Annotated in this window: 11 protein-coding genes and 2 tRNA genes; all 13 read right to left on the bottom strand. The window is 45.0% G+C overall.

The features are described 5' to 3' along the window. Nucleotides 1-6: 6 nt before the first annotated feature. Nucleotides 7-927, bottom strand: coding sequence for a lipoprotein NlpI (gene nlpI, locus R7Q48_RS13285; protein ID WP_256903017.1), 921 nt, complete (start codon nucleotides 925-927; stop codon nucleotides 7-9). Nucleotides 928-1,105: 178 nt separating this feature from the next. Next, nucleotides 1,106-3,241, bottom strand: a complete 2,136-nt coding sequence (gene pnp, locus R7Q48_RS13280) for a polyribonucleotide nucleotidyltransferase (RefSeq protein ID WP_005380098.1) — start codon at nucleotides 3,239-3,241, stop codon at nucleotides 1,106-1,108. A 292-nt stretch (nucleotides 3,242-3,533) separates the two neighbouring features. Next, complete coding sequence (gene rpsO / locus R7Q48_RS13275; protein ID WP_005380094.1) at nucleotides 3,534-3,803, bottom strand: 30S ribosomal protein S15; 270 nt, start codon at nucleotides 3,801-3,803, stop codon at nucleotides 3,534-3,536. A gap of 141 nt (nucleotides 3,804-3,944) precedes the next feature. Next, entirely contained in the window at nucleotides 3,945-4,898 is a 954-nt protein-coding gene (gene truB / locus R7Q48_RS13270) for a tRNA pseudouridine(55) synthase TruB (protein WP_017820421.1), read from the bottom strand. After that, nucleotides 4,898-5,293, bottom strand: a complete 396-nt coding sequence (rbfA, locus tag R7Q48_RS13265; RefSeq protein WP_005380087.1) for a 30S ribosome-binding factor RbfA — start codon at nucleotides 5,291-5,293, stop codon at nucleotides 4,898-4,900. The genes truB and rbfA overlap by 1 nt, the downstream gene beginning before the upstream one ends. A 114-nt stretch (nucleotides 5,294-5,407) precedes the next feature. Continuing rightward, nucleotides 5,408-8,119 (bottom strand): translation initiation factor IF-2, encoded by a 2,712-nt coding sequence (gene infB, locus R7Q48_RS13260; RefSeq protein WP_005380086.1) that lies wholly within the window; start codon nucleotides 8,117-8,119, stop codon nucleotides 5,408-5,410. 22 nt (nucleotides 8,120-8,141) lie between these two features. Next, on the bottom strand, nucleotides 8,142-9,629 hold the full coding sequence (gene nusA, locus R7Q48_RS13255; protein ID WP_005380084.1) for a transcription termination factor NusA: 1,488 nt from the start codon (nucleotides 9,627-9,629) through the stop codon (nucleotides 8,142-8,144). Between the two features lie 36 nt (nucleotides 9,630-9,665). After that, on the bottom strand, nucleotides 9,666-10,121 hold the full coding sequence (rimP, locus tag R7Q48_RS13250; RefSeq protein ID WP_005386424.1) for a ribosome maturation factor RimP: 456 nt from the start codon (nucleotides 10,119-10,121) through the stop codon (nucleotides 9,666-9,668). Between the two features lie 225 nt (nucleotides 10,122-10,346). Next, a tRNA-Met gene (locus R7Q48_RS13245) sits at nucleotides 10,347-10,423 on the bottom strand. Nucleotides 10,424-10,479: 56 nt separating this feature from the next. Next, a tRNA-Leu gene (locus R7Q48_RS13240) sits at nucleotides 10,480-10,563 on the bottom strand. Between the two features lie 16 nt (nucleotides 10,564-10,579). Further along, nucleotides 10,580-10,918, bottom strand: coding sequence for a preprotein translocase subunit SecG (gene secG, locus R7Q48_RS13235; RefSeq protein ID WP_005380080.1), 339 nt, complete (start codon nucleotides 10,916-10,918; stop codon nucleotides 10,580-10,582). A gap of 220 nt (nucleotides 10,919-11,138) precedes the next feature. Continuing rightward, nucleotides 11,139-12,479: a phosphoglucosamine mutase gene (glmM, locus tag R7Q48_RS13230; protein WP_213987383.1), complete on the bottom strand. Its 1,341-nt coding sequence runs from the start codon at nucleotides 12,477-12,479 to the stop codon at nucleotides 11,139-11,141. 19 nt (nucleotides 12,480-12,498) lie between these two features. Continuing rightward, entirely contained in the window at nucleotides 12,499-13,329 is an 831-nt protein-coding gene (folP, locus tag R7Q48_RS13225) for a dihydropteroate synthase (protein ID WP_017820419.1), read from the bottom strand. Nucleotides 13,330-13,337: the final 8 nt, after the last annotated feature.

Raw genomic sequence — 13,337 nt, 5'->3', positions numbered from 1 at the left:
TCTAAATCATTCAATTTCCAGCTTCTTGGCAGCCTTTAACTTGGCCAATCTATCTTGCTGTAATTGATCGTAAATTTGCGCCAACTCCAAGAAAGAATAGCGATGCTCAACATAATCGTAAACGTTGAACGAAATCGCGAGCTTATAAAGTGAGATGGCACTTGCGATATCACCTTCAAGCTGATTACGCTTTCCAAGGTAGAAATACGTTTCCGTCAATCGTTCAGCTAGGCGATAGTTCTCTCTCGTTCCATCCATAATTGCTTTAAGCGCGTCTTCGTCCGAGACGTCTCGTAGCATGATGGCAACAAGAACCCATCCCCACTCTTCACTACGATCTCGTAAATAACGCCGTTGAAGATTGGCTTTTGCTTGCTCTGGATTTTGCTCAGCTTCGATGATGTACAGCCATAATGAACGAAAAGGATCCGTTGGCATTTCTTGATAATGCTTGGTCATATCTTCTAAAGCGAGATCGATTCGGCCACCATAATACAGTGCAATCGCACGGTTGCGCTCAGCATAGGTATTATCAGGAGCCAACTCTATGGTCGAGTCAAACGCTTCATATGCCGCATCAAACTCTCCTACTTGGGTAAAGTATACTCCCAAAAGATTGAAGATGTCCGGCTGAGCAGGATTCAACTGCAAAGACTGGTTAAAGTCCAAACGGGCAAGATCACGCAAACCAACGCTGTCGTAGTAGCTACCGCGCTCATAATGCATTTTAGCGCGCACTTCATCACTAAGGTCGGGACGTTGTAGCAACTGCGAGAGACGCGCGATTTGTACTTCTTGTTGAACACTAGGCTGAAGTGGCACCGCCATCGGTGGATATAACCACTTTTGTGCTGATTGTTGAGAAGTATTTGCACAACCGGTCAGCGCGATAGCAACACATAAAATTGCGGTTTGAAACCATTTCACTAATTGATACTCCTGTTTGGACCGCTCAAGATTTGTTTCTCTTAATGCAATATAGGCGATAACCTCGTTTGAGGTTAATACATCGAAACAAACCAAAAAAGGGGAGCGAAAATGCTCCCCTTTTATAACATGCTTTCAGGCCCTTAATCTAATAAAAGGCTGAAAGTCTCATTTTGTCTTACTCGTCTTTAGCAGCCGGTGCTTCAGCAGCAGCTTCTTCAGCTGGCTTTTCTACCGCTTCTTTCATGCTTAGACGTACACGGCCTTGGCGGTCGATTTCAAGAACTTTAACTTGAACTTCTTGACCTTCAGCTAGGTAGTCAGACACTTTCTCTACGCGTTTTTCTGCGATTTGAGAAATGTGTACAAGACCATCTTTGCCTGGAAGAACCGTTACGAATGCACCGAAGTCTGCTAGACGTGCAACTTTACCTGTGTAGATACGGCCCACTTCAACTTCAGCAGTGATCTCTTCGATACGGCGGATAGCTTCTTTCGCAGCAGTGCCTTCAGTTGCCGCAATCTTGATAGTACCGTCGTCTTCGATTTCGATAGTTGTACCAGTCTCTTCAGTTAGAGCACGGATAACTGCACCACCTTTACCGATAACGTCTTTGATCTTCTCAGCGCTGATCTTCATCGTGTGAATACGCGGAGCAAATTCAGAGATGTCTTCACGAGCACCAGAGATTGCTTCATCCATTACAGATAAGATGTGCTTACGTGCACCTTGAGCTTGGTTAAGCGCAATTTGCATGATTTCTTTAGTGATGCCTTCGATCTTGATGTCCATTTGAAGTGCAGTGATACCAGTGTTAGTACCTGCTACTTTAAAGTCCATGTCACCTAGATGGTCTTCATCACCAAGGATGTCAGAAAGTACAACGAAATCGTCACCTTCTTTAACAAGACCCATTGCGATACCAGCAACAGATGCTTTGATTGGTACACCTGCGTCCATAAGCGCAAGAGAAGTACCACATACTGAAGCCATTGAAGATGAACCGTTAGATTCAGTGATTTCCGATACAACACGTACTGTGTATGGGAACTCATCAACAGAAGGCATTACTGCAGCAATACCACGCTTCGCCAGTTTACCGTGGCCGATTTCACGACGCTTAGGAGAACCTACAAAACCAGTTTCACCTACACAGTATGGAGGGAAGTTGTAGTGCAGTAGGAAGTGATCTTTACGCTCACCAGTTAGCTCATCGATGATTTGAGCATCACGCTGAGTACCTAGCGTTGCAGTAACGATCGCCTGAGTTTCACCACGAGTGAATAGCGCGCTACCGTGAGTACGAGGAAGAACACCAGTACGTACATCTAGTGCACGAACCATGTCTTTTTCACGGCCATCGATACGAGGGTTACCTGCAATAATACGGCTACGTACTACTGTCTTCTCTAGATCATGGAAGATAGTGTGGATTTCTTTTGTGTCTGCTTCAGGATCTTCAGCAAGAAGAACTTCATTTACTTCCGCAGCGATCTCATGGATGCGGTCGTAACGAGCCATTTTCTCAGTAATTTGGTAAGCTTCAACAAGTTTAGCTTCTGCTAGATCAGCAATCTTATTTTTAAGCGCTGTGTTCTCTTCAGGAGCAACCCAATCCCAAGCAGGAGTTGCAACTTCTGCTTTGAATTCGTTGATAGCTTGAATAGCAACTTGTTGTTGGTCATGACCATAAACAACCGCCGCTAGCATTTCTTCTTCAGTTAGGTTGTCCGCTTCTGACTCAACCATCAGTACTGCTGACTCTGTACCTGCAACAACAAGGTCAAGCTTAGAAGTTTCTAGTTCAGTTTGGCTAGGGTTAAGTACAAGCTGACCATCGATATGACCAACACGCGCCGCACCGATAGGGCCGTTGAATGGAATGCCAGAGATAGCAAGAGCAGCAGAAGTACCGATCATTGTAACGATATCTGGCTGAACATCTGGGTTTACAGACATTACTGTCGCGATAACCTGAACTTCGTTTTTAAACGCGTCTGGGAATAGCGGACGGATTGGACGGTCGATTAGACGAGCTGTTAGCGTTTCGCCTTCAGAAGGACGACCTTCACGTTTGAAGAAGCCGCCTGGGATTTTACCCGCAGCGTAAGTACGCTCTTGGTAGTTAACCGTTAGTGGGAAGAAGTCTTGACCTGCAACGGCTTCTTTTTTACCTACAACAGATACGAATACAGACGTATCATCCATTGTGACCATAACTGCTGCTGTAGCTTGACGTGCAATAACGCCAGTTTCTAAAGTAACTGTGTGGTTACCGTACTGGAACGTTTTAACAACTGGTTTTTCGAACATTGTTATTCCTTGTTTCTAATCTTCCTTTAGTGCTTAAAGAAATCTTAGATGTGTTAATTGACACTCAAGGCATTACGAATCGCGACTAGTAAAAAGAAACTCGGAAATTCCTTTTGAATAGTCGCGACCTTTTGGTCGACGTGGTTGACTGTAATGCTATGAGCTTTTGAGAAAACCTCTTACAAGGTTTAGCCGCCAGTATTATAACGGCATAAGTCTAATTTGGCTAAATTTAGGCAACAAAAAAGGGGCATAAAGCCCCTTTTTAGACAAACTGCTATGCAGTCGCTGATTAGCGACGTAGGCCTAGACGTTTGATTAGGTCTTGGTAGCGAGCTAGGTTTTTACCTTTTAGGTAATCTAGAAGCTTACGACGACGAGAAACCATGCGTAGAAGACCACGACGGCTGTGGTGATCGCCTTTGTGCGCTTTGAAGTGACCTTGTAGGTGGTTGATAGAAGCTGTAAGTAGAGCTACTTGAACTTCTGGTGAACCAGTGTCGCCTTCGCCTTGTGCGTATTCTGCAACGATTGCTGCTTTAGTTTCTGCATTCAGAGACATAATTCTCTCCTAATAAGAGTAGGTTTAAAGTTGTAGCAGCCAATCTCTGATTCAGCCGCTACGCGAAGCGCGGATTATAGGGAAATTTCCTATCTCGTGCAATATAAAAATACCGACACTCAGGTCGGTATTTTCAATCATTTACTTGGATGCAACGTCATCTCGGAACACGACCAATCGCTTAGGAGCGATTTTGCCATCTTCGTTCATTTCGCCAACGCCAATAAACAAGCGTTCTTCACCCATAGTAAGGCGAAGTGAGCCCTCAGTCGGAGCACCAAATACTTGAACGGGCTGCCCATGTTGGACCATATCCGCCAGTTCAGGCACCAAGTTGACTTCTGGTAAGTCTTCTACCGCTGTATCCATTGGCAAAAGTAGCGGGTCCAGTAGTTCTCGAGGCGCTCGTTCCTCTCGGTGAGCTTGCTCTAGCAACTCATTTAGTTGCTCAAGTGTTACCATATTCTCGTAAGGGTATTTAGCAACACCAGTACGACGAAGCATAGTTACGTGCGCACCACAACCTAACATTTCGCCCAGATCATCAACGATAGTACGAATATAGGTACCTTTAGAGCAGTGCACTTCCATCTCTACTTCATCGCCTTCAAAACGGTGAAGAACAATCTCATATACCGTGATCTTACGAGATTCACGCGGAACTTCGATGCCTTTACGAGCGTATTCATACAAGGGTTTACCTTGATACTTCAACGCAGAGAACATGGAAGGCACTTGATCAGACTCACCACGGAACTGATCAATGCACGCTTCTAGCTTGTCTAACGTAACATCGACTGGACGCGTCTCTACAACTTCACCATCCGAGTCAGACGTATTGGTACGTTCACCCAGCTTTGCGATCACGCGGTAGCGTTTATCAGAATCAAGAAGAAACTGAGAAAATTTTGTCGCTTCACCCAAGCAAATTGGCAGCATGCCTGTCGCTAATGGGTCCAAGGCTCCAGTGTGGCCTGCTTTCTCAGCAAAGTAGATTCGCTTTACTTTTTGCAGTGCATCATTGGAAGAGATACCTGTTGGTTTGTCCAACAGTATAACGCCATTAATTGGACGACCTTTACGACGACGAGCCATTATTCTTCGTCCTCACGACCAGAATCTTTTTGCTTTTGTTTGTCTGAACTAACGACTTCAGACACTAGGTTAGACATACGCATACCTTCAACAAGCGTATTGTCATAGTGGAAGCGGATTTCTGGCGTTAAACGTAGACGAATACGCTTACCTAACATCATGCGAATGTGCACTTCGTGCTCACGTAGCGCTGCTAGACATGATTCTGGTGTTTGCTCACCCACACACAGGAAGGTCACAAATACTTTTGCGTAAGCTAGGTCACGAGAGACTTCTACGTCTGAGATCGTCACCATGCCAAGGCGAGAGTCACGAACTTCACGTTGAAGGATCATCGCTAGTTCTTTTTGCAGCTGCTGTGCAACGCGCTGCGTGCGGCTAAATTCTTTTGACATATCTTTACTCTTATATAGAAAGAATGGGGGGTTGGTCAAAGCCAGCCCCCCATGGTGTATTCAACAACCAATTACTACTTATCTTTCAAAGACAATATTAGTAATTTTAGTCAATTAGTCTAGAGTACGTTTAATTTCAACGATTTCGAAGACTTCGATTTGGTCACCAACGCGAACATCATTGTAGTTCTTAACGCCGATACCACATTCGTAGCCATTCTTAACTTCTTGAACGTCATCTTTGAAACGACGTAGTGACTCTAGTTCACCTTCGTAAATAACAACGTTATCACGTAGTACACGGATTGGGTTGTTACGCTTGATCACACCTTCTGTAACCATACAACCAGCGATAGCGCCCAGTTTCGGTGACTTAAACACGTCACGAACTTCAGCAAGACCAATGATCTCTTGCTTGAATTCTGGAGCAAGCATACCGCCCATTGCTTGTTTCACTTCATCAATCAATTGGTAAATGATTGAGTAGTAACGTAAGTCAACAGCTGCGGCTTCAACAGCACGGCGAGCAGAAGCATCTGCACGAACGTTAAAGCCAAGGATGATTGCGTTTGAAGCTTCCGCTAGTACTACGTCAGTTTCCGTAATACCACCTACACCAGAACCAACGATGTTCACTTTAACTTCGTCAGTAGATAGCTTAACTAGTGAGTCAGCGATTGCTTCTACAGAACCTTGAACGTCTGCTTTAAGTACAACGTTAAGTTCAGCAACTTCACCAGCAGTCATGTTAGAGAACATGTTCTCTAGTTTAGATTTCTGCTGACGAGCAAGTTTCACTTCACGGAACTTACCAGCACGGTAGTTAGCTACTTCACGCGCTTTACGCTCGTCACGAACTACTGTTGCTTCATCACCTGAAGATGGTACACCTGAAAGACCTAGGATCTCTACAGGGATAGATGGGCCAGCCGAAGTAATTTCTTTACCTAGCTCATCACGCATTGCACGAACACGGCCGTATTCTTGACCACAAAGAACGATGTCGCCTTTGTTTAGTGTACCTGATTGAACAAGTACTGTTGCAACTGGACCACGACCTTTATCTAGGCGAGATTCAACAACAACACCAGATGCCATGCCTTCAGCTACAGCTGTAAGTTCAAGAACTTCAGACTGAAGAAGGATTGCTTCTAGAAGACCATCGATGTTTGTACCCTGTTTAGCAGAGATGTGAACGAACATGTTCTCACCGCCCCACTCTTCAGGAATAACGTCGTATTGAGCAAGCTCGTTCTTAACGTTATCTGGGTTCGCGTCTTCTTTATCGATCTTGTTCACAGCAACAATTAGAGGAACGCCTGCCGCTTTCGCGTGCTGAATCGCTTCTACTGTTTGTGGCATTACGCCATCGTCTGCTGCAACTACAAGAACAACGATATCTGTTGCTTGAGCACCACGAGCACGCATTGCAGTAAACGCTGCGTGTCCAGGAGTATCAAGGAACGTGATCATGCCGTTGTCTGTTTCAACGTGGTACGCACCAATGTGCTGAGTAATACCACCCGCTTCGCCAGAAGCAACGTGTGTGCGACGGATGTAGTCAAGTGTTGACGTTTTACCGTGGTCAACGTGACCCATGATAGTAACAACTGGAGCACGCGGAACTGCTTCCGCGTTAGTGTCACGGTCAGATAGTACCGCTTCTTCCAGTTCGTTCTCTTTACGAAGAACTACTTTATGGCCCATTTCTTCAGCAACAAGTTGTGCTGTTTCTTGGTCGATCACTTGGTTGATAGTCGCCATAGCGCCCATCTTCATCATTACTTTGATAACTTCTGTCGCTTTAACCGACATCTTGTTAGCAAGTTCTGATAGAACGATCGTTTCGCCAATTACAACGTCTTGCTTAGCAACCGTTGCTGACTTATCAAACCCGTGCTGCATTGAAGTCGGCTTAGCAAGTTTGCCCTTACGACCTCTACCGCCACGTTGGTTGTTACGGCCACCGCGAGCTTGGTCGTCTTTACCCGAAGCTGCTTTTTTCTTCTTACGACGACCGCCTTCTACTTTGCGATCTGCTTCATCTTCGGCTTCACGTGCGTATTGTGAAGTCGTTACATGGTAATCTGTATCTTCCATATCACCCTTTTTCTCTTCTGCAGCAGACCAACGCTCTTTATTCTTTTCAGCCAATTCGCGAGCTTCTTCAAGCTTGCGCTGACTTTCCTCTTCAGCCTTACGCTTAGCTTCTTCTTCCTGACGACGTTTAAGCTCGTCGGCCTCTTTTCGCGCTGCTTCTTGCTTAATTTTCTCTTCAGCATCACGCTTTGCTTTTTCTTCAGCATTACGTTGTGCATTCGTATCTACGTCTCGCTTCGCTTTTTCTTCAGCTTCACGTTTCGCTTTTTCTTCCGCTTCACGTTTTGCAGCTTCTTCAGCTTCACGTTTTGCAGCTTCTTCAGCTTCACGTTTTGCAGCTTCTTCTGCTGCACGTTTTGCTGCTTCTTCTGCTTCACGTTGTGCTGCTTCTTCAGCTTCACGTTTCGCTTCATCTTCAATTGTGCTGCGCTTCACGTATGTACGTTTTTTGCGCACCTCAACCTGAACATTCTTACTCTTACCACCACCCGCGTTCACACTAAGTGTACTACGAGTTTTACGCTGAAGCGTAAGGCGAGTCGGCTCTGAATCACCTGATTTATCACCGTGTTCTTTCTTTAAATGAGAGAGAAGCTTCTGCTTCTCTTCATCAGTAACATTGTCAGAGCTCGCCTTTTTAATGCCAGCGTCAGCAAGTTGTTCAATCAAGCGGTCGACTGGCGTACCAATCTCATCACTCAGTGCTTTAACTGTTAATTGTGTCATGCCGCTTCCTCCTTGCCGAAAATTATGCTTCTTCGCCGAACCAACAGATGTTACGTGCGGCCATAATTAGCTCACCTGCACGTTCTTCGGTCAGGCCTTCGATACCTTCTAAATCGTCAATACCTTGGTCAGCAAGATCTTCCAGTGTCGCTACACCTTTCGCTGCCAATTTAAATGCCATCTCACGCTCAAGACCTTCAAGTGCAAGTAGGTCCTCAGCTGGTTCTAGACCTTCAAAAGACTCTTCTTGTGCTAGTGCGATCGTCGTTAGTGCATCTTTTGCACGTCCACGAAGCTCTTCGATTAGTTCTTCATTCAAACCATCGATTTCTAGTAGCTCGTTAACTGGCACGTATGCGATTTCTTCTAGCGTTGAGAAACCTTCTTCAACAAGAAGTTGAGCGAAGTCTTCTTCAATATCTAGGTACTTCATGAAGTTTTCAATAGATGCTTGTGATTCTTCAGCGTGTTTCTTCTGAAGATCAGCAACTGTCATAACATTCAGTTCCCAACCGGTTAGTTGAGATGCTAGACGCACGTTTTGACCGTTACGACCAATAGCTTGCGCTAGGTTGTCAGCTTCAACTGCGATGTCCATTGAATGTGCATCCTCATCAACGATGATAGAAGCAACATCAGCTGGCGCCATTGCGTTGATAACGAATTGAGCTGGGTTATCATCCCAAAGAACGATATCGATACGCTCACCACCAAGTTCGCCAGAAACAGCTTGTACACGTGCACCACGCATACCAACACACGCACCTACAGGGTCGATACGTTTGTCATTTGTTTTGACAGCGATCTTAGCGCGAGAACCAGGATCACGTGCTGCGCCTTTAAGCTCGATAATATCTTCTGCGATTTCAGGCACTTCAACACGGAACAGTTCTGCCAACATTTCTGGCTTAGAACGAGTGATGAACAATTGGAAACCACGTGCTTCAGGCGCGACTTTGTAAAGAAGGCCACGTACGCGGTCGCCTGGACGGAAGTTTTCACGAGGAAGTTGGTCATCACGCAGGATTACCGCTTCAGCGTTATTACCAAGATCAAGCACGATTGTGTCACGGTTTACTTTTTTCACGACACCAGTGATTAGATCACCTTCATTGTCAATGAACTGTTCAACGATTTGTGCGCGCTCAGCTTCACGAACTTTTTGAACGATAACTTGCTTAGCAGTTTGAGTCGTAATACGGTCAAACGTTACTGATTCGATTTCGTCTTCTACGTAGTCGCCAAGCTCGATTGAGTCATCTTCGTATTGCGCTGCTTCTAGTGAGATCTCTTTTGTAGGGTTCTCAACGTCATCAACAACTAACCAACGGCGGTAAGTTACAAATTCACCGGTTTTACGGTCAATGGCAACACGTACGTCGATTTCGATTTCGTATTTTTTCTTTGTAGAAGTTGCTAGAGCAATCTCAAGAGCCTCAAAGATACGCTCACGAGGTACCGCTTTTTCGTTCGATACCGCTTCTGCTACCGCTAAAATTTCTTTACTCATTGTATTTAGCCTCTAAGCTTAAACTTTTTTAGGGAACTAAAATTTAGGGATCAGGTTAGCTTTGGAAATGTTACTTAGAGCAAACTCTTCTTGCTGACCGTCTACAGTAATTGTCACTGTTTCGCCATCAACACCGTGGATAATACCTTTCCACTTACGACGGTTTGCTACAGCCATTTTCAATACGATGCTGACCTCGTGACCAATAAATTGCTCGTAATGTGCTGCTTTAAAAAGTGGTCTTTCTAAACCTGGAGAAGACACTTCTAGGCTGTAAGCAACAGAAATTGGATCTTCAACGTCTAAAACTGCACTAACTTGGTGGCTAACTTCTGCACAGTCGTCTACGTTAATACCATTTTCATGGTCAATGTAGATACGTAACGTTGAGTGCGCGCCTGCACGAATGAATTCTAATCCAACTAACTCATAACCTGATGCCGCTACTGGCGCGTCAAGCATTTCAGTAAGTTGTCTTTCTAAACCAGTCATTTAACCACTCCAGAAACAAAAAAAGGGCTCAGAGCCCAATCAAAAAACCAAGCAGTATCTGAGCTATTTCAAAAAGCTCAGATAACAAAAAACCCCGATAGTCGGGGTTTTATGCTGCTGGACCCTGATACGTTAAGAATAGCCAACAATTGCTTTTCTTAACTCGTAGTGTGGTTAGCACTACGCAAACTTGCCAATCTACGATTTCCTTTTAAAGAAAGAGATTGGTTGCGGGGGCCGGATTTGAACCGACGACCTTCGGGTTATGAGCCCGACGAGCTACCAAGCTGCTCCACCCCGCGTCCGACTTGCTGAGCATTATACTCGCAAACAAGTGATTTACAAGTTTGTAAATACATGGTGCCGAGAGAGGGACTCGAACCCTCACACCTAAGGCACTAGCACCTCATGCTAGCGTGTCTACCAATTTCACCATCTCGGCATCAAAACCTTACAGCTTATTGAGGAATTTCATCACCCGCAGGGGCAGGAACTTCACTCGCTGCATCCTTAACTTGTTCAACAACTGGTTGACCTAACGTTGGGTCTACCCATTGTGATTCAGTCTGGTGCGTAGACATACGACCAAGTAACAAGCTAACGATAAAGAATACGGTTGCTAAAATAGCAGTTGTTCGGGTTAAGAAATTACCTGAGCCGCCAGCACCAAACACTGTGTTTGAAGCACCAGCACCGAACGAGGCTCCCATATCTGCGCCTTTACCTTGTTGAATCAACACAAGGCCAATCACACCAAGCGCTGCCAACAGGTAAATCACAAGTAGAACTGAAAACATTTTTTCCACCTATGTTCCAAATTGTTGAGCCAGCGCCGTTCAAAAGAATAAATCATTATGAACAAGGCTAGCGACCTCCTAACGGGAGGCGGAGCAATACTAGCGAAAGCCAGTAACGCTGACAAGGGAAAATTAGTAAAAAATCAATGCCAATGCGTTAAGCGCTCAAAAAAAGGGCAAAAGATGCCCTTTTCATTCAAGACATGCTTTAACGCAATGATTAACAACTTGCTTTAACAGCCTCAGCGATTTTCAATGCTGAGTGTTGAACTAGTTCACCATCTTCGCCTTCCACCATAACGCGGATCAAAGGCTCAGTGCCAGACTTGCGCAGCAGTACACGCCCTTTATCACCAAGCGTTGCCTCGACTTCAGCAACAGCGTTTAATACAGCTGTAGCTTCAAGAGGGTTACTTTCTCCTGAAAAACGGACATTTTCTAAAACCTGAGGATATAATGTCATTCCTTGCGATAGTTCATACAAAGACATATCGCTGCCAATTACAGAAGCAAGTACTTGAAGTGCAGCAACAATCGCATCGCCGGTTGTGACTTTATCTAATAAGATCACATGGCCTGAGTTTTCAGCACCAATTTTCCAACCTTTTTCTAGCAGTTGCTCCATGACATAACGGTCACCAACAGCTGCACGTACAAACGGAATGCCTAGCTGCTTTAAACCATTTTCCATACCCAAGTTAGTCATTAGTGTACCAACAACACCACCCTTTAGCTCACCACGACGAAGTGCATCACGAGCGATGATATAAGCAATTTGGTCACCATCAACTTTGTTACCCAAGTGATCGACCATAATGATACGGTCACCATCACCATCAAACGCGAGACCAAGATGCGCTTGCTCTTCAACAACACGCTGTTGAAGAGCTCGTACGTCTGTTGCGCCCACGTTTTCATTAATGTTGATGCCGTTAGGCTCTACGCCCATAGCGATAACTTCTGCCCCAAGTTCTTTGAAAACATTTGGAGCGATGTGGTACGTTGCACCGTGCGCACAGTCTACTACGATCTTAAAGTTCGCAAGGCTCAACTCAGATGGGAAAGTACTCTTACAGAATTCGATGTAACGACCAGCTGCATCATTTAGGCGGGTTGCTTTACCAAGCTCAGCAGACTCCACACATTCAATTTCTTTATCTAACTCAGCTTCGATCGCCAATTCGATATCGTCAGGTAGCTTAGTACCCTCAGAAGAAAAGAACTTAATGCCGTTGTCGTAATATGGGTTATGTGATGCAGAAATCACAATACCAGCCTCGGCACGGAAAGTCTGAGTTAAATAGGCCACAGCTGGAGTTGGCATGGGACCAGTAAATGTTGCTTTAAGTCCCGCAGCTGCAAGGCCTGCCTCTAGTGCAGATTCAAGCATATAACCTGAAATACGTGTATCTTTACCTATGATAACTTTCTTTGTGCCTTGTTTCGCTAGTACACGACCAGCAGCCCAGCCAAGCTTAAGTACGAAGTCTGGAGTGATTGGGTATTGTCCTACTTTACCGCGCACACCGTCAGTACCAAAGTAACGTCTTTCATTCGACATAAACTTTCCTTTATTATTTTTAAATATTGTTTTTCGTCATCTCAACAACTTTCATCGCTTCGATTGTCTCTTCAAAGTCATGCACGCGAATGATCTGCGCGCCTTTCATCGCGGCAATCGTAGCACAAACGACACTTGCGTTCGTACACTCTGCCGCTGGCTTGTCTAACAGTTTGAAGATCATGGATTTACGAGACATGCCAGCCAAAATAGGCAGGCCGAATTCATGAAACTTTTCAAGATGAGCAAGCATATGATAATTGTGTTCGATTGTTTTGCCAAAGCCAAACCCAGGATCGAGAATCAGTTGAGATTTATCAATCCCTGCTGCTTCACACGCCGCGATACGTTCTTCTAGAAAAGCCGACACGTCCCCCATTAAATCATCGTAATGAGGGTCAACTTGCATGGTCCTAGGCTGACCTTTCATATGCATCAGACAAATTGGAAGGTTTGCTTCTGCTGCGACTTCCAGAGCACCTGGCTCTTGCAGCGAGCGGATGTCATTGATCAAATCAGCCCCAGCATCAATTGCTTGACGCATCACTTCTGCTTTACTGGTGTCAACGGAAATCCACACATCATACTTTTCACGAATGGCTTTGATTACTGGGACAACACGCCTAAGCTCTTCTTCCAAAGACACATCCGGTGCACCAGGTCTTGTCGATTCACCACCAACATCAACAATACTTACACCAGCCTTTATCATTTTATCAACTTGAGCAAGAGCAAGTTCAATTGAGTTGTATTTACCGCCATCCGAAAAGGAATCCGGTGTCACATTTAGAATGGCCATGACATGTGGACGCGAAAGGTCCAAAGATTTGTTATTTGCTGTAATCATCATCATAAACA

This window comes from Vibrio sp. 378, assembly GCF_033339435.1.
The sequence above is the reverse complement of the archived record's forward strand: the minus strand, read 5'-3'. Positions and strand labels throughout refer to the sequence as shown.

Excerpts from the sequence above, each read along its gene's own strand:
- rpsO (WP_005380094.1), bottom strand. The coding sequence starts at position 3,803 with ATGTCTCTGAATGCAGAAACTAAAGCAGCAATCGTTGCAGAATACGCA.
- pnp (WP_005380098.1), bottom strand. The coding sequence starts at position 3,241 with ATGTTCGAAAAACCAGTTGTTAAAACGTTCCAGTACGGTAACCACACA.
- rimP (WP_005386424.1), bottom strand. The coding sequence starts at position 10,121 with ATGACTGGTTTAGAAAGACAACTTACTGAAATGCTTGACGCGCCAGTA.
- secG (WP_005380080.1), bottom strand. The coding sequence starts at position 10,918 with ATGTTTTCAGTTCTACTTGTGATTTACCTGTTGGCAGCGCTTGGTGTG.
- truB (WP_017820421.1), bottom strand. The coding sequence starts at position 4,898 with ATGGCTCGTCGTCGTAAAGGTCGTCCAATTAATGGCGTTATACTGTTG.
- nusA (WP_005380084.1), bottom strand. The coding sequence starts at position 9,629 with ATGAGTAAAGAAATTTTAGCGGTAGCAGAAGCGGTATCGAACGAAAAA.
- glmM (WP_213987383.1), bottom strand. The coding sequence starts at position 12,479 with ATGTCGAATGAAAGACGTTACTTTGGTACTGACGGTGTGCGCGGTAAA.
- folP (WP_017820419.1), bottom strand. The coding sequence starts at position 13,329 with ATGATGATTACAGCAAATAACAAATCTTTGGACCTTTCGCGTCCACAT.
- rbfA (WP_005380087.1), bottom strand. The coding sequence starts at position 5,293 with ATGTCAAAAGAATTTAGCCGCACGCAGCGCGTTGCACAGCAGCTGCAA.
- infB (WP_005380086.1), bottom strand. The coding sequence starts at position 8,119 with ATGACACAATTAACAGTTAAAGCACTGAGTGATGAGATTGGTACGCCA.